19 protein-coding genes and 1 pseudogene are annotated in these 21625 nt (G+C 66.4%); 14 read left to right on the top strand and 6 right to left on the bottom strand.

What is annotated here, in order from left to right; genetic code table 11:
• Window positions 1-14: 14 nt before the first annotated feature.
• The 10 genes from ABZS43_RS28615 to ABZS43_RS28570 all read left to right on the top strand — a co-directional run bounded on the left by ABZS43_RS28615 (window position 15) and on the right by ABZS43_RS28570 (window position 10514).
• The gene (locus ABZS43_RS28615) at window positions 15-632 is read left to right on the top strand and encodes a TetR/AcrR family transcriptional regulator (RefSeq protein ID WP_355039080.1); all 618 of its coding nucleotides are present in this window, start codon (window positions 15-17) and stop codon (window positions 630-632) included.
• Window positions 633-1237: 605 nt separating this feature from the next.
• Window positions 1238-2065 (top strand): ABC transporter permease, encoded by an 828-nt coding sequence (locus tag ABZS43_RS28610; RefSeq protein ID WP_355039123.1) that lies wholly within the window; start codon window positions 1238-1240, stop codon window positions 2063-2065.
• On the top strand, window positions 2065-2919 hold the full coding sequence (locus ABZS43_RS28605; RefSeq protein ID WP_355039079.1) for an ABC transporter permease: 855 nt from the start codon (window positions 2065-2067) through the stop codon (window positions 2917-2919). Before ABZS43_RS28610 ends, ABZS43_RS28605 begins: the two co-directional genes overlap by 1 nt.
• A gap of 4 nt (window positions 2920-2923) precedes the next feature.
• Window positions 2924-4186 carry an MCE family protein gene (locus ABZS43_RS28600; RefSeq protein ID WP_355039078.1) on the top strand — a complete coding sequence of 421 codons (1263 nt, stop codon included), beginning with the start codon at window positions 2924-2926 and terminating at the stop codon, window positions 4184-4186.
• A complete protein-coding gene (locus ABZS43_RS28595) occupies window positions 4183-5223 on the top strand; it encodes an MlaD family protein (RefSeq protein ID WP_355039077.1) in 1041 nt (346 codons plus the stop codon). The genes ABZS43_RS28600 and ABZS43_RS28595 overlap by 4 nt, the downstream gene beginning before the upstream one ends.
• Window positions 5224-5229: 6 nt before the next feature.
• The gene (locus ABZS43_RS28590; protein ID WP_355039076.1) at window positions 5230-6285 is read left to right on the top strand and encodes an MCE family protein; all 1056 of its coding nucleotides are present in this window, start codon (window positions 5230-5232) and stop codon (window positions 6283-6285) included.
• An 8-nt stretch (window positions 6286-6293) separates the two neighbouring features.
• On the top strand, window positions 6294-7388 hold the full coding sequence (locus ABZS43_RS28585; protein ID WP_355039075.1) for an MCE family protein: 1095 nt from the start codon (window positions 6294-6296) through the stop codon (window positions 7386-7388).
• A complete protein-coding gene (locus ABZS43_RS28580) occupies window positions 7385-8494 on the top strand; it encodes an MlaD family protein (RefSeq protein ID WP_355039074.1) in 1110 nt (369 codons plus the stop codon). Before ABZS43_RS28585 ends, ABZS43_RS28580 begins: the two co-directional genes overlap by 4 nt.
• Entirely contained in the window at window positions 8491-9801 is a 1311-nt protein-coding gene (locus ABZS43_RS28575) for an MlaD family protein (RefSeq protein ID WP_355039073.1), read from the top strand. Before ABZS43_RS28580 ends, ABZS43_RS28575 begins: the two co-directional genes overlap by 4 nt.
• A gap of 47 nt (window positions 9802-9848) precedes the next feature.
• Window positions 9849-10514 carry a hypothetical protein gene (locus ABZS43_RS28570; RefSeq protein ID WP_355039072.1) on the top strand — a complete coding sequence of 222 codons (666 nt, stop codon included), beginning with the start codon at window positions 9849-9851 and terminating at the stop codon, window positions 10512-10514.
• A gap of 139 nt (window positions 10515-10653) precedes the next feature.
• On the opposite strand, the gene ABZS43_RS28565 is transcribed toward ABZS43_RS28570, so the two are convergent.
• The 3 genes from ABZS43_RS28565 to ABZS43_RS28555 form a co-directional block, all read right to left on the bottom strand.
• Window positions 10654-11133 carry a DNA-directed RNA polymerase subunit beta gene (locus tag ABZS43_RS28565; protein WP_355039071.1) on the bottom strand — a complete coding sequence of 160 codons (480 nt, stop codon included), beginning with the start codon at window positions 11131-11133 and terminating at the stop codon, window positions 10654-10656.
• A gap of 296 nt (window positions 11134-11429) precedes the next feature.
• Entirely contained in the window at window positions 11430-12203 is a 774-nt protein-coding gene (locus tag ABZS43_RS28560; protein WP_355039070.1) for an alpha/beta fold hydrolase, read from the bottom strand.
• 47 nt (window positions 12204-12250) lie between these two features.
• Window positions 12251-13072: a mycofactocin-coupled SDR family oxidoreductase gene (locus tag ABZS43_RS28555; RefSeq protein WP_355039069.1), complete on the bottom strand. Its 822-nt coding sequence runs from the start codon at window positions 13070-13072 to the stop codon at window positions 12251-12253.
• 241 nt (window positions 13073-13313) lie between these two features.
• On the opposite strand from ABZS43_RS28555, the gene ABZS43_RS28550 reads away from it, so the two are divergent.
• From ABZS43_RS28550 to ABZS43_RS28535, 4 genes and pseudogenes are all read left to right on the top strand, one after another.
• Complete coding sequence (locus ABZS43_RS28550) at window positions 13314-14123, top strand: NAD(P)-dependent oxidoreductase (RefSeq protein ID WP_355039068.1); 810 nt, start codon at window positions 13314-13316, stop codon at window positions 14121-14123.
• A 23-nt stretch (window positions 14124-14146) separates the two neighbouring features.
• Window positions 14147-15676, top strand: a complete 1530-nt coding sequence (locus ABZS43_RS28545) for a coniferyl aldehyde dehydrogenase (RefSeq protein ID WP_355039067.1) — start codon at window positions 14147-14149, stop codon at window positions 15674-15676.
• Window positions 15677-15757: 81 nt separating this feature from the next.
• The gene (locus ABZS43_RS28540) at window positions 15758-17428 is read left to right on the top strand and encodes an acyl-CoA synthetase (protein ID WP_355039066.1); all 1671 of its coding nucleotides are present in this window, start codon (window positions 15758-15760) and stop codon (window positions 17426-17428) included.
• A gap of 404 nt (window positions 17429-17832) precedes the next feature.
• Window positions 17833-18006: pseudogene (locus ABZS43_RS28535) on the top strand (long-chain fatty acid--CoA ligase); the annotation flags it as partial.
• Window positions 18007-18017: 11 nt separating this feature from the next.
• Here the strand turns inward: ABZS43_RS28535 and ABZS43_RS28530 are convergent.
• The 3 genes from ABZS43_RS28530 to ABZS43_RS28520 are packed head-to-tail and all read right to left on the bottom strand — an operon-like array spanning window position 18018 to window position 21608.
• The gene (locus ABZS43_RS28530; protein ID WP_355039065.1) at window positions 18018-18413 is read right to left on the bottom strand and encodes a PaaI family thioesterase; all 396 of its coding nucleotides are present in this window, start codon (window positions 18411-18413) and stop codon (window positions 18018-18020) included.
• Window positions 18410-20014: a class I adenylate-forming enzyme family protein gene (locus tag ABZS43_RS28525; RefSeq protein WP_355039064.1), complete on the bottom strand. Its 1605-nt coding sequence runs from the start codon at window positions 20012-20014 to the stop codon at window positions 18410-18412. Before ABZS43_RS28525 ends, ABZS43_RS28530 begins: the two co-directional genes overlap by 4 nt.
• Window positions 20007-21608, bottom strand: coding sequence for a class I adenylate-forming enzyme family protein (locus tag ABZS43_RS28520; RefSeq protein WP_355039063.1), 1602 nt, complete (start codon window positions 21606-21608; stop codon window positions 20007-20009). Before ABZS43_RS28520 ends, ABZS43_RS28525 begins: the two co-directional genes overlap by 8 nt.
• Between the last annotated feature and the right edge of the window lie 17 nt (window positions 21609-21625).

Below are 21625 nucleotides of genomic sequence, written 5' to 3'. Positions count from 1 at the left end.
TAGTGTTCCGGTACATGAAAGGTGTCCAGCGCGGTCGGCCGCGGAGCGCTCGCGCGCACCAGGCGATTCTGGAATCTGCCCGTGACCTGCTGAGATCCGGTGGCTACGAGCAATTGACGATGGAGGCGATCGCGGCAGGGGCCGGGGTCGGCAAACAGACGGTGTATCGCCGGTGGTCCTCGAAGGCGGCGGTGGTCGCCGAGGCCGTTCTGGCAGGCTACCTCGACACCAGCGGGGGCGTACCGCCCGACACAGGCGATGTCGAAGCCGATCTGCGTACCTGGCTGGACGAACAATTCCAGCGGATCGACGACCCCGCCTCCGTCGCGATGGTTCGCGGCCTCGCCGCGGCGGCCGCCGACAGCGCTTCGGACGCCGAGCGGCTCTTCGGGCAGCTCACCGGACCGACCCGCGACCACCTGATCGGGCGACTCGCGGTGGGGGTGGAACAGGGGCAATTGCGCGCCGACGCCGATCTCGCCGCGGCGGCCGACGCGGTTGTCGGCACCCTGTTGTATCGAGTTCTCGCCGGTCCTCCGTCGGCGGGATATCGCAGTGCCGCTGGTCTTCTCGACCTGCTGTTCGCGGGGATGGCGTCGCAGACGGGCCGGCGTCGCGACAATCTTGTGTGAGTAACTGTAATACCTACTGTATAGTTGCCGGAGGCGGCGATGGCGGTACGCGACGTTCGGATCGGTCACCCGGCCCGAAGTTCGCGCGTCGGCGTCGCCGCCGAGTCCCTCACTGTGTGAAGCGAGTGAATGGAAGGTAGGTCCTACGGTGTCAGACCACGGTGTCAGACCACGGTGGCGCGAGGTGCGCACCCGCATCGTCGCACGGGAGTTCGCAGTCGCCTCCGTCGCGATCCATCGACGCGCTGTACTGCGGCCATGCCCCCTCGGGCAGTGATCGGGGTGATATCCGCTCGACCGAGTGGGCGGCTTCAAATGCAGAATCAATACTGTTGATTGGTGTGCGGCGAATATTCGTCGCACCTGACGTGAAATACTCGTCGACACCGCGACGGGAAATTTGTCGTCCCGAAAATAGGTATGCGAATCGCATCGCGATAATCAACGGATTTCTATTGACTTGACGTCGTCGGCCCACGCACACTCTGGGAAGCGCATTTGCGGCGCGCGAACTCACTCGAATGGAGACGTTCAGAACCATGATGAACCGTTTCCGCGCCGCGGTAGCCGAAGGCGATGAAGAACAAGGCTCGACGCCGGCCGCCATGTCGGCGACCAGGGAAGTCCTCACCTGGTTTCGAGGCTATCTCGAGCGGCATCCGGCGGTAGCGCTGGAAACGGTCGGCGGCCAGTTCCTGCTCGGCATGCGCACGGTGCGGTTTCTGCTGATCGATATCGTGACGGGCCGGCTGCCTTTTCGCGAATGTATCCAGCAGGCCGCGTTCATGGCGTCGGCGGCGGTACTTCCGACGATATTCGTCGCATTGCCGATCGGCGTCACGCTGTCCATTCAATTCGGATTGCTCGCCGGTCAGGTCGGCGCTACCTCGCTCGCCGGGGCGGCCAGCGGTCTCGCGGTGATCAGGCAGGGTGCGCCGATGGTCGCGGCACTGCTGATGGCCTCGGCCGTCGGTTCGGCCATCTGTGCCGATCTCGGATCCCGCAAGATCCGCGAAGAGCTCGACGCGATGGAGATCATGGGATTGTCGGTGATCCGGCGCCTGGTTGTACCCCGTTTCGCGGCGGCCATCGTCATCGGCGTATCCCTCACCGGGGTCGTGTGTTTCGTCGGATTCGTCGCGGGCTATGTGTTCAACGTCTTCGCCCAGGGTGGCGCGCCCGGAAGTTTCGTGGTGACCTTCGCGTCCTTCGCCACGGTCGGCGACATGGTGCTGACCATGATCAAGGCCGTCGTCTACGGCGCCATCGTCGCGGTGGTCGCCTGTCACAAAGGTTTGACCACCAAAGGCGGCCCGGCCGGTGTCGCGAATTCCGTGAATTCCACCGTCGTCTCCTCGATCCTGCTGCTGATGATCGTCAACGTGCTGTTCACCCAGTTGTTCATGATGCTGTTCCCCAGGCAGGGTCTGTAATGGCGGCGACGTATTACCCGACCGGCACCCGAGCGGTGATCAGGTATTCGCGATTCCTCGGTACCGCATTCATGCGGTTGGGGCATATGATCACATTCTTCGTGCGTGCCGCCGCCTCGATTCCGGTGATGCTTCGACACTATCGCACCGAATTCATGCGCACCCTGTCGGATGTCGTGTGGGGAAATGGCTCGATCGTCGTCGGCGGCGGGACGGCGGGCGTCATCATCGTGCTCGGCGCGGCCGGTGGCGCGATCGTCGGACTCGAGGGTTACAACGCGCTGCACCTGCTCGGTATGGAACCCGCGATCGGTTTGGTCGCCTCCACCGCATCGACGCGTGAATTGGCGCCGATCATGGCGTCGCTGGCCTTCGCCGCACAGGCGGGATGCCGTTTCACCGCGCAACTCGGCGCGATGGGTATCGCCGAGGAAATCGATGCGATGGAGTCGATGGCCATTCGGTCCATTCCGTATCTGGTCAGCACCAAGCTGCTGGCGTCGGTGGTCGCCATCATCCCGCTGTATCTGGTCTGCCTCGCGGTCAATTATCTGGCTGTCGAATTCGTGGTCGCGGCATCGGGCGGCCTTTCCGTCGGCACCTATCACCACTACTTCCAACTCGTGCTGAACGGGCCCGACATCGCCTACTCGCTGCTCAAAGCCGTCGTCTTCGTCGTGTTGACGACCACGATCCAGTGCTACTACGGGTTCTATGCCGCAGGCGGTCCGCAGGGCGTCGGCATCGCGGCCGGGCGTGCGATGCGCGCGGCGATTTCGGTGATGATCATCGTCAATCTGCTACTGACCGTGGCCCTGTGGGGTATCGGAGCCAGTGCGCGGCTGGGAGGTTGAGCCGATGTCGGTGCTGTTCGACAAGGACGGACGCGGCCCCTCCGCCGGCGCGCTGTTGCTGCGCGGGGTGGTCATCGCCGTGGTCATCGCGGTGGGTCTGGGTCTGGTGCTCATGAAATCGGCGGGCACCTTCGATTCGAAGGCCGAGGTCGTCGCCCTGCTCGACCAGGTGGGCGACGGACTGCCGCCGAACTCGGATGTGAAGTTTCGCGGCGTGCTGGTGGGGACGGTCGCCGATGTCGCGCCGTCGATCGACGGCGGCACGAGTCGCGTTCGCCTGCGATTGGATCCGGGCTCGCTGGCGAGTATTCCGAACTCGGTCACGGCACGGGTGGTGCCGAGCAATATCTTCGCGGTGTCCTCGGTGCAGTTGGTCGAGAACGGACCGGGACCGGCGTTGCGAGCCGGGGCGGAGATCGAGCAGGACGAAAGTCTGTCCACCGTGCAGCTACAGACCGCGCTGACCGAACTGCGCGATATCGTCGCCGCCACGGCCAGAATCGGGACGAGTGACACCGTCGGCGTTCTCGCCGCGGTGTCCAAGGCCACGGACCGGCGCGGCGCGGATATCGTGCAGGCGGGCGTCCAGCTCGATCGCATCACCGGGGAACTCGGCGCGCAGATCGCGCCGCCCGGTCAGCCCTCGGCCATGTCCGCGCTGACCGACTCGGTGCGGGGTTTGGCCACGGCCGCACCGGATCTGCTCGATGTCCTGCATCACGCCGTCCTCCCGATGCGCACGGTAGTGGAGCGCGACGGTGAACTCCTCGATCTGCTCGCGGCGGGCACCGCCACGTTGTCAAGGGCCGGGACCGGCCTGGACGACCACGTCGACGAGGTCGTCACCGCGACCGAACAGCTCACCCCCGTGTTGGATGTATTCGCGGCGGGCAGTTCGACTTTCGGTCCCATCGTCGGCCGGATCAAACGACTGTCGGACGTGTGGTTCGCCGAATTCTGGAACGAGGACACGCAGAGCGGAACCGGGAAATTCCAGATCAGGGTGACCCCCGATACCCAGTACACGCGAGCGGACTGCCCGAGGTACGGCGATCTGGAAGGCCCGAGCTGCCGGACCGCGCCCACCGAGGCGACCGTCGCGCCGTTGCCCGCGGTGATGGACCCGCGATCGATCCCCCTGCCCCCACTGAGCCCGGAAATGCGGGAAATCATCGGCCGAGTCCTCGGCGGCGATGCCAATGCCGCGGAGACGTTCCTGGCCCGCCCGCTGACCAGCGCAACGCCCGATGCCGGAGGTGTTCGATGACGAACTTTCGCCGCTCGGCGATCGGGGTCAGCCTTTTCCTGGTCGTCGCCTTCGGACTCATCTGGATGACCTTCGTGACGCTGCATCGCGGTATCGACGGTTCCACCAGGTCGTACTCGGCGATCTTCACCGATGTGACCGGGCTGCGCGTCGGCGACGATGTCCGGATGGCCGGTGTCCGAGTCGGCCGCGTCGACGCGGTCGAACTCGACGGAACACGCGCTCGCGTCCGCTTCCGGGTGCAGGACAGGCAGAAGCTCTACGGTGACACCGAGGCCGCCATCACCTACCAGAACGTCATCGGCCAGCGTTATCTCGGCCTGTCGCGCGGTGATTCCGGTCAGCCAGCCGAATTGCCAGGGGGCGCGGAGATTCCGGTGGAGCGCACCGAGCCGTCCTTCGACCTTTCCGCGCTGCTCAACGGCTTCGAGCCACTGTTCGGCGGACTCGATCCGAAGCAGGTCGACAATCTGACCGCGGCCTTGGTGACAGCTCTGCAAGGCGACGCGGGTGCACTGACGTTGCTGATCGAGCAGATGTCGACGCTCGCGCAGTCGCTGGCGGGTCCGGACCGGATACTCGGATCGGTCATCACGAATCTGACCCAGGTGGTGCGGAGTCTGGCGGCGCGGCGCGGCGATCTCGGCACACTGATCAGCCAGACGCGCACGATCGTCGACGGTCTCGCCCGTCATCGCGATGAATTCCTGACGACATTGACCGAGGTGTCGCAGGTGGCGGATCGGATGGCGGCGGTCGTGGCCGAGGATCGCCCGGCCCTCGAGCAGATGCTCAACCGCGAACCGGGATTCACCCGGCATTTCGAGGAGAACAAGGACCAGTTCGCCTATCTCGGATTCAACCTGCCCGCGTTGCTGAAGGGCATCGCGCGGGTGAGCCAGGAGGGCTCGAATATGAATGTCTACCTGTGCAATCTCAACTTCACGGCGATCCCGGCCCTGTCGGAGATCATCCCGGCCATCGTCAGGATGGCAGCACCGTCGGGAACCGTCACGCAATCACCGATGTGCAGGTGAGAACCGATGACACTGCCACCTCGTATCGGGCGCTGGATCTTCGTGATCGGGCGGCCACTCGAAGCACGGAACTCACGAATCCTCGGCGTGGTCGCGCTGACCGCGCTGATAGCGGTCCTGGCCGTCACGCTCGGATTCAACTCCCTCGGTGTCGGTGAGCGTAGCTACGAAGCCGAATTCACGCAGGCGGCGGGTCTGCGCGTCGGTGACGGCGTCACCGTAGCCGGTGTGTCGGTCGGAGCGGTCACCGAGCAGGAATTGGCGGGCGACCGCGTCGTCGTCACCTTCCGGATCGATGGGGAGGTGAGTCTGGGCGCCGAGACCACGGCCGCGATCAAACTGACCACGCTGCTGGGCGCCCGCTACCTCGAATTGCGGCCCGCGGGCGGCGGCGAGGTCGGCGATCGTCGAATCCCGCTGTCACACACGGCGGTTCCCTACGATCTGCAACAAGCGCTGGAGAACGCCACCACCACGTTCGAGCAGATCGATGCCGCGCGGATCGGGACATCTCTCGACGCGCTGGCCACCCAGCTCGACGGGGTGCCCGCCGTGCTACCCGGTGTTCTCGCCAATATCCGCGCGCTCGCCGGTATTCTCGGCAGCCGTCGCGACGAACTCGGGTCACTGCTGGCCGGAGTGCGTGAGCTGACCTCGGTCGTGACCAGCCAGCGGTCCGATGTTTCCGCGATCGTGACGGTGGGGCGAGATCTACTGCGCGACATCACCGCTCGCCGCGGCGCGATCGAATTGCTGATGTCGGCGACCACGCGCTTGGTCGAACAGATCCGGAGCATCGTCGTCGACGACCGGCCGAAGGTGGACGAGTTGCTGGATGGACTGCGCGGCCTGTTCGGGAGTCTGGCCCGCCACGACGACCTGCTGCGCAACATCATGGAGATCCTGCCCGTCTCGGTCCGCAACCTCACCAACGCCTCGGGTAATGGAAATTCCATCGACTTCGACGCACCGGCCGGTGTGCTCGTCGACTCGTGGATGTGCGCACTGAGCGGCCGCGCCGACCAGCTGAGCCTGCCGGAGTATTTCGGAGATTGCCGATGAGAACAGTGATGAAGGTTCTGCGTGCCGCCATCGCGGTCGCGGTCTGCGCGGTGGTCGGCTGCGCGGGCGGCCCGTTCGCGTCGGGCTCCGGCGGCATCACGGTCGTGGCGCGATTCGACAACGCCGCGGGGCTGTATGTCGGCAACGCCGTCGCGGTACTCGGGATGCCGGTCGGTGAGGTGACCGAGATTTCTCCGAAGGGAACCCATGTCGAGGTGACGATGCGCATCGATGGCGAGGTGAAGATCCCCGCGGATGCCACCGCGGTCACGCTGTCGACCTCGGTGCTCACCGACCGGCACGTGGAGTTCACGCCCGTGTACCGGGGCGGGGAGGCATTGCGCGACGGCGCGCAGTTGGCATTGGACCGCACCCGCACCCCGGTCGGTGTCGACCGGCTGATCGCGATGGCCGACCGGATGTCCGGCGGATTGCAGGGCAGACAGAACGGTGATGGCCCGATCGCACGACTGCTCGCGGTCGCCGCGTCGGCGACCGGCGGTAATGGCGGCGAGTTGCGCGCCACCATGGACGAGTTGGCGCGGGCGTTGCGCCTCGGCGACGACGCGGGGGCGCAGACTCGTGATTCGGTGACGCGGGTCGTGAACGAATTGTCGGCGTTGGTGGCGGCAGCCGCGGACAACGACCAGGTCATCCGCGATTTCGGCGCCGCCTCCGGCCAATTGGGCGATATGCTCGCCCAACTCGATATCGGCACGGGTGCGACCGGGGCGCAGATCACCACGATCATGCGCCAGGCCGACGAGTTGCTGACCGCGAACCGTGAGGCCATGCGTTCCACTGTCGCCGACACGAATACGGTGATGCGCGCCCTCGCGGACTATCGCGGCGAGCTGGCCGAATTCCTGGATCTGACACCGCTACTGCTCGCCAACGGATTCAACGCGGTAGATCAGCAGACCGGTGGCGCCCGGATTCACGCGCTGCTCGATCGGGTCTTCTTCGACGGTCAGATCGTCAAGGAAGTGTGCAATATCCTCGGTTTGCGCCAATTGGGTTGTAGCACAGGAACATTGCAGGACTTCGGCCCGGATTTCGGAATCACCGACCTGCTGGAGGCCATGACGAGGCTGCCACGATGAGACAGAGATATCCCCTGCTCGGGACCGCCGCCTTCGCTACGGCCCTCCTCGTGACCACCTCCGGATGCGCGGTCGGGCTGGGCGACCTCCCGCTGTCCGCGCCGGGGGCGGGCGGGTCCGGCTACCGCATCCACGCGAGTTTCGCCAACGCGCTGAATCTTCCGACGAAGGCCAAGGTTCGCCTCGCGGGCGCCGATGTCGGGGAGGTGTCGGAGATGACGGTCTCCGATTACACGGCCATGGTGACATTGCGTATCGAGCAGGAGGTCACCCTGCCGGTCGGCACCCGCGCGCAACTGCGCACCGCCACCCCGCTCGGTGATGTCTACGTCGCGCTCAGCGCGCCCGCGGACGCATCGCCGACGACGGCGGCGATGCGCGACGGCGATGCCATCCCGGTGCAGTCCACCTCGGCCGCCGCGACCGTCGAGGAATTGCTGACGACCGCCGCACTGTTGGTCAACGGTGGCGCCATTCGCAATCTGACGACCGTGGTCAACGGATTGGGGCGCTCGGTCGGTGATCGCGGTGATCATCTCGGCGCGCTGCTCGACCAGTCCACCCTGCTGGTTCGGTCGCTGGCCGCCCGTAGCGACGATATTCGCCTCACACTTTCCGAAACCGACAGGCTGGTGCGCGAATTGGCGGCCCAACAGGGCGTCATCGACGAATTCCTCGATGCCGCAGGCCCCGCGGCCACCACCATCGACGCCAGTGCCGCGCAAGCGCTGGCCCTGGTGCGCACGGTGGACGACATCAGCGCGCAGTTGGCGAAGTTCCCGGTGATCCGGGGCGGCGAAACCGGCGGTCTGATCGCGAATCTCGATCAGCTCGCCGCCGGGCTGAACAACGCCGCGCTGAATCCGGACGCCAGCCTGTACGCGATGAACGCGCTGCTCCCGACCATACTGAAGCTGAGCAGCGGAACCTCGGCGCACGGCAATGTCGATCTGGCGGATTTCGCGGTGGGCGCGCTGCCCGATCCGTTCCACCCGGCCGATCCCGGCGCGCACGTACCCGGCGCCCAGGATTGGGCGGGGCTGGTCGGCACCCTCACCTACACCCTGCTCACACTGCGCGACCGCGTACTCGGACCGGGCCGATGACCGGGAGCGGCGCGCGAGTCGCCGCGATCGCGGCGGCGGTCGCGGATACACCCGCGCGGATGCTGGTCGCCGCGATCCGGGTCGGGCGCCCACATCGGTCGGTGCTGTCGGTCGTGGCGCTCGGCATCACGATGGCGGTCGGCGCGACGTATCTGGTGTTCGGAGCGCTCGGCCTCGATCCGACCGCGACCACGATCACGGTGCGCGTTCATCTCGCGCAATCCGGGGGTCTGCTGGCGGGCCAGGATGTGACGCTGCGTGGAGTGCCCATCGGAGTGGTCAGATCGGTCGACTTCGAGCCGCGGGGTGTGGTCGCGGTCGCGAGTATCGCGGCCGAGGTGCGCGTGCCCGATGACGGCACAGTCGACGTGATCAGTCTGTCGACGGCGGGGGAGCAGTACCTCGACTTCCGTCCCACCCGGCTGACCGGGCCTTACCTCAGCGACGGGACGGAGATTTCGGCGGAGAGGACCTCGACGCCGGTGCAGCTGTGGCAGATGCTCGGCAAGATGGATTCCACCCTGGCACAGGTCGATCCGGCGCAGTTGGCGGCGGTCGTCGATGAACTCGGGGCGGGGCCGGAGGGGCCGGACAAGTTGACCGACATCCTCGATGGCGGCGTATTCCTGATCGCCACACTGGATTCGATCCTCCCGCAGACGGTCGCACTGCTGCGCGACAGCAAGACGGTGCTCGCCACGGTCGGTCGAGGGGCGCCGACACTGACCGAATTCTCCGGTGACGCCGCTCGATTCACGCGCGGTGTCGAGGCGAAGACCGGAGGATACGTCGATCTGCTCGGCGCGGCGCCGGGCACCCTCGCCGCGGTGGACGCGGTGCTGTCGGACAATTCCGCTGCGGTCGTCGGGATGCTGACGAACCTGTCCACCGTCGCGCAGCTGACGAATTCGCGTGTTCCGGCTTTCCAGGAGTTCTTTTTCCCGACCCAACGTGACGGATCGACCCTGGAGGCGCTGATTTCGGTCATGCACGACGGAGGTTTCTGGGGGCTGGTCAATCTCTATCCGAGACCGTCGTGCAAGTACGACCATCCGCGCAGACCGCCGTCGCTCGGCGACTATTCCGAACCGTATCTGTATACCTACTGTCGCAGTGACGATCCCGCGCTCCTGGTGCGCGGCGCGCGCAACGCACCACGCCCGCCAGGGGAGCCGATTCCGGGCGCCCCGCCGCCGGGCCGGCCCTCCGATCGGACGGCGACGCCCGCACCCATCGGCCCGCTCAGCATCCCACTGCCGCTACCTCCGGTCGAATCCGGCCGGGGTGCTCCCTCCCCGCCTCGCTGACCGGCGACGCCCGAATCCCCGCTAGTTGCGACACAAGGAATCACGCGATGAACGAGACCACCGAGATCGATAGGGCCACCACCGACGCGCACCCCGGCGACGAGGAACAGTCGGTATCGATGGCGAAGGATTCGACCGCCCCGGTAGCGGACGTGGAGAAAGCCGAGGACACCCCTGCCCAGCCCGACGTCGTGATGCCGTCCACATGGGCGATCCGAAAGATGTTCGCGGTTCTGCTCTGGCGCAAGATCCGCCTTCCGCTACTCATTCTGGTTGCCGTGGTCGCCGTGGTGCTCGCGGCGATCTTCGGATGGAACGTGAAGCAGGCAGGCGATGAGGACGATGCCGCCGCCGCGGGTCTGGACGCGGCGCGCACCTTCGCGGTGACGTTGACAAGCGTTGATTCCAGCAATCTCGATCGCGATATCACCGCGGTACTCGACGGATCCACCGGCGAGTTCAAGGATATGTACACCCGCTCGAGTGGACAGCTGCGCCAGCTGCTGCTGGAGAACAAGGCGACCGGCAAGGGCACAGTGCTCGATGCCGCGGTGAAATCCGTGACGCCGACGAAGGTGGAAGTGCTGCTGTTCATCGACCAGACGGTGACCAATACGGCGTCGACCGATCCGAAGGTCGATCGCAGCCGGGTGAACATGACCATGGAACTGGTAGACGGGCGCTGGCTGGCGAGTCGGGTATACCTTCCCTGACTCGGGCGTCCCCACCGCACGAATTCGACGGCTGGGGCGGGATTGTCGCGAGCTCGGGGCTCGTCGGCCGGGTATGCCCCGGCCGACGGCTACGGCTCAGGAATCCGCCTCCGGCACGGCGATCGTGGTGGCCGTGCGATTACGCGGACACCGCTGTCCGGCGTTCCCGCCGCGGCGCGCACGCGCGTACCGCGTCCATCACCGCAAGCCCGGACGGCCGGAACGCCGACCGCGGCGGTTCCACCCACACCCGGAATTCGGCACACCGGTCCGTGGGACCGGGTAATGCGATCGTTCCGCCGTTGCGCACGACGGACACGTTCGATCGGAACATCTCGGCGAACAGCTTGTCGTCCTCGGGTAGATCCGGCCTGATCAGAAATGACCAGTGCTGTGAGCGCGGATGCGACAGAATCGGCCCGAGGTCGATCTGCCGCTTCCGCATATCGGCTTGTACCGCTTGCCCGAGTGCCACGGGCATGATCAAGCCCCACACAGTGGTGGTCCGCATGACGATCCTGTCCGGATGAGACGGGTCGAGAACGGCGGGGAGATCACAGATACGCCGGTAGTAGTCGCACCGGGAGGACGGGTCGTCTCCCGAAGCAGTGTGGTCCATGCGAAAAGCGCCTTTGCTCGCAGTGGTGGTACATGGGTGCGCCCGGTGCGCTGAAAACTCCTGATGGATGGAAGCTTTCGCACCGGTCGCGCATCAAGAAGACCACTAGGACCTGCCCCGCTACAAGTTTCAGCCGGAATATTCTTGCTTCCGCCGAATTCCCTTCGGCTACCGGCTGGTTTCCCGTCGCCACACGGTAGCCGGGAGACGTCCGCTCCACCTGCCGACCGGTCATCCGGTCCGGCCGCACAATTCCCTGGTGCGCGCGGACTACGCCTCGCGCGAAACGATTGCGGCTAGGAGTCGGCCCGCTCGATGGATTCGAGGATCGTCGCGGCGACCAGCGCCGGGTCGTCGATCATCGGTACGTGTCCGACGCCGCTGAGAACGACGAAGCGGGCGTCGGGGAGTCGCAGTCGCGCGATCACGCCGTTGACGGACGGAGGAAAGATCCGGTCGTGCTCGGCCCACGCCACGGTGATCGGGCAGGGGAGGGCTCGCAGCGGCGCGATCTGTGCCCGCGTCGACAGCAGGTCGGTGGACACGGCGCAGGCGGTGAGGTCGCCGACGATCTTCGTGGCCTGCGCGGCGGTGATCCGGTCGCCGTGGTCGGCGATATTGCGTAACAGCGTGCGGCGCAGCAGCGGCACGCGCATCGCGGGTGCGGCGAGATGACGACCGACGCGGGCGAGGGCGACCTCGCGTCGCAGCCGGGCTGTCGCGTCGTGGTTGCTCGCCGCCCCCGTGTCCCAGAACCCGGCGGGCGAGATCGCGCACACGGTGACAGCCCGCCCGCGCCGCGCCAATTCGATCGACATCCAGCCGCCGAGGGAATTACCGGCGATATGCGCTCGCGGCACCGCGAGATCATCCAGGCGTCGTTCCACGTCGTCGATGAGATCCTCGACCCGGGTGGGATGGCGCGTCGCGGGCGGCCCGCCCCGGTGCCCCATGGCGGTCATGGCGATCACCTCGCGGCGGTCGCCCAGTGCCGGAATCACCTCGTCCCACACCGTCTCCGACATCATGACGCCGTGCAGCAGGAGTAAAGGCGCGTCGGTGGCTGTCATTTCTTCCTGCGCTTTCCTGGAGCCGGCCGCGTCGGGATAGCCGGAAATCAGTACTGGGTGGAACCCAGGTCGACCGAGATCTTCGAGGCCGTGATGAAACGCGATTCGTCGCTGGCGAGCCAGCTGACGGTATCGGCGATGTCCTCCGACTCCGCTATCCAGGCGGGCAGGAACGGTGTCGTCATATTCCCCAGTAGCGGATTGGTTTCCAGCGCGCGCTCCAGTGCGGCCCTCATGTCACCACTGCCCATTGGCGTATTCACCGCACCCGGGTGCACACTGTTGACGCGGATATTGTGCTTGCCGAGTTCGGCGGCGAGGCCACGCGCCATTCCGGTGACCGCGTGCTTGCTGGCCGTGTAGTGCACCATGAACGGCTGCATCTTCACCCCCGCCGCGGAGCTGATCAGGATGATGGAACCGCCGCGACCGCCATCGATGATGTGCTGCGCCCCGGCGATGACGGTATTCCAGGTGCCGGTGACATTGACATCCATGACATCGCGGAACGACTCCGGCGTGATCGCGTCCCACGCCTGCGGAATACAGATCCCCGCGTTGGCCACGATGATATCGAGCCGTCCGAGGGTGGCGACCCCCTCGTCCACGACCTTGCGCAGTCCGTCCAGATCCCGGGTGTCGACGGTGGAGGCGAGAATGCGTCGGCCGGTCGCCTCGACCAGTCGCACGGTTTCGGCGAGGTCATCGGGGGTCGCCGAATCGTAGGGAACCGCCTCGGGGAGTGGGCCGGCGATATCGACGGCGATGATGTCGGCGCCATCGGTCGCCATGCGGACCGCGTGGGCGCGGCCCTGCCCGCGCGCCGCCCCGGTAATGAATGCCACCTTGTCCGTGAGTCGGCCGGTCACATGTGCTCCTCGTGCTGTCGAGCGTCGAATATCGCCGGTACCTCGGGACAAGCTGGTTCCGAGACCGTTCTCCATGCTAATTAGTACCACCCGGCATATCGACGGGAAACTGCCGCATATCGCTGTCCCTATCAAGTGTCCGCTGTTACAGTTGCCATTACTGGATGGTTATCTGTTCGTGGCAGGCCCTCGTTTCGCGTGGTGGCGGACGCGGACTCATCGCGAGTGAGGGAGTGCGCGAATGTCGCAGGTCGTCGGGTTTGTGGGGGCAGGCCAGATGGGTGAGCCGATGGTGGTCAGGCTGGTGCGGGCAGGTTTTCGGACGGTGGTCTACGCGCGCAAGGAACCGGTGCGTGAGCGGCTGCGGGCCGCGGGCGCGGTTGTGGTCGATTCGGCGGCACAGGCCGCCGCCGCAGGCGACGTGGTGATCGCCTGCCTGTTCTCCGATCAACAGTTGCTCGAGGTGCTGGACGGGCCGGAAGGGGTGCTGGCGACCGCGCGCCCGGACGCGGTGGTGGTATCGCATACGACCGGTGTGGTCTCGACCGTGCAGGACCTGGCCGCGGCGCATCCGAACGGCCCGATTCTGCTGGACGGACCGGTGAGCGGTTCGGCCGAGGACATCGCGGCGGGGGAGTTGACGGTATTGCTCGGCGGCCCCGCCGAATCCGTCGAATCGGTGCGCCCGGTACTGACGTCCTACGCCGACACCATCATCGCGACCGGCGCGCTCGGCAGCGCGCTGGGCGTGAAATTGGTGAACAACGCCCTGTTCGCCGCGAACGCGCAATTGGTCGCCGTCGCCGCCGAGGTGGGACGGCGCTTGGGTATCGAGGACAGCCAACTCCTGCACGCGCTGGCGGCGGCGAGCGGAAACAGTTTCGCGGCGGACGCGATTCGCCGCAGCGGCGGTTTCGCGACATTCGAACAGTACGCGGCCCCGTTCCTTCGCAAAGATGTGGCGGCGTGTATCGCCGCGACCGCCGACCTCGGGGTCGACCTCGGTCAGCTCGCCACCGTCATCGCAGAAGGTCCGTTCGATCTCACCTGAGTTTCCCCGGAAAGACATCACGTATGGACACCAGAGCCACCGACCAGCCCATCGACGACCTCGAAACCGGTGAATCCACCGATCCGGCCGAATTGACCACGATCCTGGAACGGCAACGCCGGGCATTCCTGCGGGAGGGCCCGCCGTCGGCGGCCCTGCGACGGGATCGGATCGACCGCCTGCTGGCCATGGTCCTGGACAATGTCGACGAATACGTCGAGGCGATGTCCCGTGATTTCGGGACGCGCTCGCGAACGGGCACACTGTTCGCCGAGATCATGGGGATGCTCACAGCGTTCGAGCACACCCGCTCGCATACCGCCAAGTGGATGCGCCCCGTGCGGGCGAGCCGCATGTCTCGGCTGTACGGCGTCCGCACGGAAGTCCGGCCGTCACCGCTCGGCGTCGTCGGGATCATCGGTCCGTGGAATTTCCCGCTCCAACTCGTGGTCGTGCCCGCGGCATCCGCGTTCGCGGCCGGTAACCGGGTCATGATCAAGATGTCGGAGATCACCGCGCATACCGCGGAGTTGACGCGATCGCTGGCCGCCACCTATTTCGACCCGACCGAGTTCGCGGTCGTGACCGGCGGCGCCGAGGTCGGTGCGGCGTTCACCCGGCTGCCGCTCGACCATCTCTTCTTCACCGGATCGACCGGGGTCGGCCGGTTGGTCCAGCGCGCCGCCGCCGAGAATCTGGTGCCGGTCACCCTCGAACTCGGCGGGAAGAATCCGGTGGTCGTGGCCCCGGACGCCGATATCGAGCACGCGGCGGGCCGCATCGCGCGCGCCCGCATGGTCAACGGCGGTCAGGTCTGTGTGTGTCCCGACTACGTTTTCGTTCCCGAGAACCGTATCGACGGTTTCGTCGACGCGTTGCGCGCGCGATTCCGCGATATGTTCCCGGCGATCCTCGACAACGAGGATTACACCGCCTCGGTCGACACGGCCAATTACGAGCGGGTACTCGCCCTCGTCGAGGATGCCCGCGCTCGTGGCGCGCGGATCGAATCGATCGCCCCGCCGGGGGAAGTCCTGCCCGACCCCGCGGCGCGCAAGATCGCTCCCACTCTCGTTCGCGATATCACCGACGAAATGCGGATCGCCTCCGAGGAAATCTTCGGGCCGGTGCTGCTCGTCCGCCCGTACACGGCACTCGCCGATGTCATCGACTACGTGAACCAGCGGCCCGCACCCCTTGTCGCCTACTGGTACGGCCCGGACCGGGCGGATTTCCGCACCTTCGTCGAGAGCACCCGCAGCGGGGGTGTCGCGCGCAACGAATTCGCCATCCACATGTTCTCGGAGAACGCGCCCTTCGGCGGTGTCGGCCACAGCGGAATGGGCGCGTATCACGGTAAGACGGGATTCGACACCTTCAGTCATATGCGCACCGTCGCTGGCACCGACCTGCCGTTCGCGATCACCGGAATCGCGGCGCCGCCCTTCGGCGACCGAACCAAGGGCTTCATCGATGTCGCGCTGCGGGCCGCGCGTATGCGTAACCGGCGCAGGGTCACTGGCCGGTTACCCGGCCTCCCCGCCGACGCCTGAACGGTTCTCGCGCGCATCGGAACCCGCCCATCAACCCGTACAGCCCGCGCCGAGGCGCGGGGAGAAGATCGAGGAGTCACGTTGTCCCCATCCGCGACCGGGTCCGATCCGTCCCAGTTCACGCTCGTCGGGGCGGCCGACGCCGCCGCGGCGGCCCTTCCTGATCGAGATCTCGTCATCCAGGGCGATCACCGCCACACCTATGCCCAGATCGCCGAGCGGTCCAAGCGGCTGTCGGCGTACCTGCATTCGCGCGGGTTGGGCTGCCACACCGAACGCTCGGCGCTCGACAGCCACGAGGTCGGCCAGGATCTGCTCGGCATCTACGCCTACAACGGCAATGAATTCGTCGAAAGCCTGCTGGGTGCTTTTCGGGCGCGTGTCGCGCCCTTCAACGTCAATTACCGGTACGTGAAAAGCGAACTCCAGCATCTGCTCGCGGATTCCGGGGCCACCGCGCTCGTCTATCACGCGACGTTCGCCCCGAGGGTCGCCGAGATTCGCGCCGAACTGCCGGGTCTGCGTGTCCTCATTCAGATCGCGGATGATTCCGGTAACGAATTGCTCGATGGCGCTGTCGATTACGAAACGGTGATCGCGGAAACCGAACCCGGCCCGCTGCCCGTCGAACCCTCGCCCGACGACCTCTACGTTCTCTATACCGGCGGCACGACCGGAATGCCGAAAGGTGTGCTGTGGCGTCAGCACGATATCTACATGGCGGCCTGCGGCGGCGGGGATGTCAGCAGTGGCACCACGGTGGGTTCCTATGACGAGATCCGGGCTCGGGCCGCGGCGAATCCCGGCGTGAAACTCATGCTGTTGCCGCCACTGATCCACGGAGCGGCGCAGTGGGCGGTGCTGACGGCAATGACGACGGGGCAGACTGTGGTGTTGTCGTCGGTGGTGGATCGCGTCGACGGCGCGGAGATCGTTCGCACCATCGAACGCGAGAAGGTGGCGATCGCGATCGTGGTCGGCGACGCGATGGCCCGGCCGCTACTGGCCGCGGTCGCGGCTACCGGCGCGGACGTTTCTTCACTGGCGGCGATCGCCAACGGCGGCGCCGTGCTCAGCCCGCCGGTCAAACAACAGTGGATCGAGGCGGTACCGGGACTGGTCGTCCTCGACGGTGTCGGCTCCTCGGAGACCGGGACGCAACTGCATCACGTCTCGGGGGCGGGATTCGTCTCGACCGGCACATTCACGGCGGGCGCCGATACCTCGGTGATCGCCGAGGATCTCGGTGCGGTACTCGACGCCGGTCACGAGGGGCTCGGTTGGTTGGCCAAACGCCGCTTCACCCCGCTCGGCTACAAGGGAGACGCCGTCAAGACCGCGGCGACCTTCCCGGTGATCGACGGTGTGCGGTATGTGCTGCCTGGCGACCGTGCGCGACATCTCGAGAACGGAACGATCGAATTGCTCGGCCGCGATGCCGTCACGATCAATTCCGGCGGCGAGAAGATCTTCGCGGAGGAGGTCGAAATGGCGATCTCTTCGCATCCGGCCGTCGCCGATGTGCTCGTCGTCGGGCGTCCGAGTGAGCGGTGGGGGCAGGAGGTCGTCGCGGTCGTTGAACTCGTCGAGGGGCGCAGCGCCGATTTCGACGAATTGGTGGGACATGCCGCCGAATCGATTGCGCGATACAAACTCCCGAAGGCGGTCGTGTTCCGGGCCGCCATCAGCCGCAGCCCCGCGGGTAAGGCGGATTATCGGTGGGCTCGCGAACAGGCCGTCGCGGACAGCTGATTCGCGGAGCAGAGGGGAAATCGTCGACGCGAGTTCGCCGGAATGCCGGACAGAATGCCGTACTGGAATTCGACTCGGTAGACCTCGCGGTGGCGCGCCAGCGCGAGGACCGATGGTCCGGACAGGCATCCGCTGTCAACTCGGCCCTCATCGTCACCGGCATCATCGGGGCCGCCGCGACGCCTTTGCTGGGCAAACGTTCTGGACGGTGTCCGCGCTGGGTGTGGTCGCCCTCGTCGTCGCGATCGTCATGCGGCACGGAAGGACGCCGAGTACCTCGGGCATCATCGAGTACGCGGGATTGGACGACTCGCCCTCTGCTACCGGCCCACGAACGAATCCTGAACACTATGGCGACTCAGACGACACCATCGGGCGGCGAGGGGGATGCCGACACCCCAATGGGATTCAAGATTCTGCCCGAAACCGTGTGCGCCGTCCTGCTGACCCATCTCGCGGTCAGGGATGCCTGCGTCGTCGGCGTACCCGATCGCAGGCTGGGGCAGGTGCCCTTCGCCGGGGTGGAACCGCGGCGCGGAGCGGCCGCGCCATCGGAGACGGAACTGAAAGAGCTGGTGCCGGATTCGCTCTATCGTCTGCTGGAAGCCGATGCGTCCGTCGCGAAGTCGACGGTCGCGAAATTCACCGTTGCCAGCGCCGCCAATTGGTTGTCCGGCATCCCCATCACTTCGACCTGGACGACGACCGACCGCCGCCCCGCGTGCACGACCTTGCTCACGGCGCGTGCCGTGCCGCCGGCGATGGGGCGGAAATAGCGCACGCTCAGATCCGAGGTGACCACGCCCGTGTGCGGTGGCCGGTTCTCCAGCGCGAGGGTGCCCGCCGCGATGTCGGCGAGGGTCGCGATCAGTCCGCTCTGTAATCCACCCGAGGTATTGACGACGTGGGGTGCGACCGGAAGTTCCCAGACCAGCGATCCGTTCGCGTCGCGTTCCTTATCGTTCGCCGGGGTGTTGCCGATCACACATCCGTGGTCCCGGTCGTGACCTGGGCCGCATAACCTCTGCGGGACAACAGGTCACGCAGGCCGGCGAGATCGACCTTGCCGGTGGATCCGCGCGGGATGGGGTCGTCGGAATCCAGCAGTAGCCAGACCGTCGGAATCTTGAACGCACTCAGCAGTTCTCGCGCCGCCGCGCGAATTCCGGCGGCGGTGGCCGAACCGTCGCAGACCACCGCGGCCGCCACCTGATCGCCGCGTCCTCGATCGATATCGGTGACGAAGGCGTTCGCGACCCCGGCGACGGCGCGCAGCGCCTTCTCCACCTCGCTCGGGTACACGGTCGCGCCGCTGACCTTGAACATATCGTCGGAGCGGCCGTGGTAGAACAGGAATCCGGCCGCGTCGAGTCGGCCGAGATCCCCGGTGCGGTAGAAACCGTCGACGGTCAGCAGCTCCTCGCGGGTCCGTCCGCATATACGGCGCAGCATATGCGGTCCACGCAGCAGGATCTCCCCCACGGAGCCGATACCCAGCGGTGTGCCGTCCGACGGATCGGCGATACGCACCTCCATGCCGTCGAAGGGCCGACCGCAACTGCCGAAGGCGGATTCGGGCATATCGGTATCGGCGGGATATCCGCAGTACGGTCCGAACGACTCCGTCATGCCGAACAGATTGGCGCGCGCGCCGGGGCGTGACCGCCGATCGGTGGGCAGCAGTGCCTCCAGGCTGCCCGGCCGCAGCGCGGACAGATCTGCGCCGATCGTATCCGCCTGGCGCGCGAGCGCTTCGGCCTGATCGGGCCAGCCGCGGAACAGGGTGACCCGTTCGCGTTCCAGTAGGCGCAATGTCGTCTCCGGACGCGGGATCTCCTCGGTGACCAGGGTCGCGCCCGCGAGCAGCGCCGAAAGCACGCCGCCGCCGAACCCGCCCACCCAGAAGAACGGCATCGGCAGATACAGCCGGGTATCGCCGTCGATGCACCGGCTGCGCAGTCCGGACCGCACCGCGCCGATCGCGTTTCCGTGGGAGTGGATCACGCCCTTGGGTAGGCCACGACTTCCCGAGGTGAACATGATCGTCAGTGGGTCGGCGGCGGTGACGGTAGCCGCCGAACTCTCCGCGACCTCGACGGACTCCGGGGTGAGCGGCAGTCCGGTTGCCTGTTCGACGGTCCAGGCCCGGCGCAGCGCGGGAAGTTTCGGATGGTGGATCGCAGCGTCGTCGCCGAAGGGCACATCCAAGGCGCGGCGCAGTCCGTCGAGATAGCGATGCCCGCGGAATTCCTCGGCCGCTATCAAGAATTCCACTGCGGCCACTTTCAACTGCGCGACCAATTCCGGTGTCCGCAACAGGGTACTCAGCGGAACCAGGACAGCGCCGACGCGGGTGAGCGCGACCGCGATCCGCACCCATTCGGCGCCGTTGGGCAGGATCAGACCGACCCTGGTGCCCTTGGCGATCCCGGCTTCCACGAAGGCCGCGGCCGAATACCTTGTGGCGCTGTCGAGTTCGGTGTAGGTCAGGCGAGCTTCCGGATCGATCACCGCCGGTTGCGCCCCATTGCGGACGGCGCGCAGTCGCACCAGCTCATCGACGGTCGTCGCGATTTCCTCAGGCATCGAACAACTTTCCGAGTCGATGGGAATCGACCTTGCCACTGGAGAGCAGGGGGATGTCCGCGGCCTGAACCGAGATGAACCGCTTGGGGATCTTGTACGCCGAGAGTTCGGTCCCGAGCCGTTCGCGCAGCTCGGTTTCGTCGAGTGCGTCCCCGTGGGGCGACACGACCACGGCCGCGACCACCTGCCCCCGGTCCGGATCGGGAAGTCCGATCACGTGCGCGACGGAGTCGGTGATCTTGGTGATGGCCTTCTCGACCTCGACGGGGGACACATTTGCTCCCGCGGTCTTGATCATCGAACCGTGTCGGCCGAGGTAATAGACGAAACCCTCGTCATCGACCCGCACCAGATCGCCGGTGTGGAACCACCCGTCGGGGTCGAAACATTCCTCGCGGCTGCGTTTGTAGTAGCCCTGCATGACGTAGGGCCCGCGAATGCACAGGATGCCGACCTCTCCCGCCGCCACCTCGGCCCCGGTGTCGGGATCGACGACGCGGATGTCGAATCCCGGCGCGGGTCTGCCGAACGATCCGCGCCGGGATTCGGGTTGATCGCCGTCGTCGTCGCTGATCAGCAGGACGCTGCCCGCCTCGGTCATGCCGAGCATATTGTGACGCAATTCCGGATCGCTCGGCCGCACCTGCTCGGGCATGATCGCGTAGAGATTGCCACGGCGCATGCTGGACAGATCGCGGGCGGCGAAACTGGGATGGCGGGCCAGGTGGGCGACACCGGCCGCGAAACCATTCGTCACGGTGGGTTTCTCGGCTTCGAGCAGGTCGAGGGTCGCCCCGGCGTCGGTGGCATTCGAGCATACGAGCGTCGATCCGGCGACCAAGGTGGCGAGCAGTCCGAAGCCGAATCCGCCGATCCAGAAGAACGGCGAATTGCAGAACAGGATGTCGGCCTCGGTCAGGCCGCGGATGCCGTTCAGGTTCGTCTGGTGTTCGAGCAGTGCGCCGTGGGTGTGCACCACCCCCTTGGGGGTGCTGGTGGAACCGGAGGTGTAGATGACGGCCAGCGGATCGGAGCCGTCGACATCGTTCTCCATGGCCTCGAGCAGTTCGTCGTCCACCGATTCCGCGAGCCGGTCCAGCCCGCCGATATCGCGGACACGGCGGCGGATATCGCCGCCGTAGCTGATCGCGACATGACGCAACTGGGGGACCGCGCTACAGAGCAGACGTCCACCCGCCCCGAATCGCGACTCGGTGAGTACATCGCTCAGCCGTCGCACGTAGTCGTGGGAGCGATACGCCGAGGTCGCCAACAAGATTCGGATATCGGCGTCGACCAACTGCTGGTGCATCTCCCGCGCGGTGGCGAAGGTCGAGAACGGGACGACCACCGCGCCGATCCGCGCCGCGGCGAGCGCTCCGACGACGAAATCGACGCCATTGGGATACAGCAACCCGATATGTGTGCCCTTGCCCGCGCCGAGTGCGATCAGTCCGCGGGCGAGCCGTGCCGAACGGCGCTGGGCCGTAACGTAATCGAGGCGCTCGTCATCGCAGATCAGCAGCGCGCGATCCGGACGGCTCCGCGCCTGTGCGCGCAGGATTCGGCCGACGGTGGGGGAGTCGATGGTCATCAGGAATTCGCCTTGGA

The sequence above is a fragment of the Nocardia sp. NPDC005366 genome (assembly GCF_040606855.1).
Classification (GTDB): domain Bacteria; phylum Actinomycetota; class Actinomycetes; order Mycobacteriales; family Mycobacteriaceae; genus Nocardia.
This window is presented reverse-complemented; position numbering and strand designations above follow the sequence as displayed.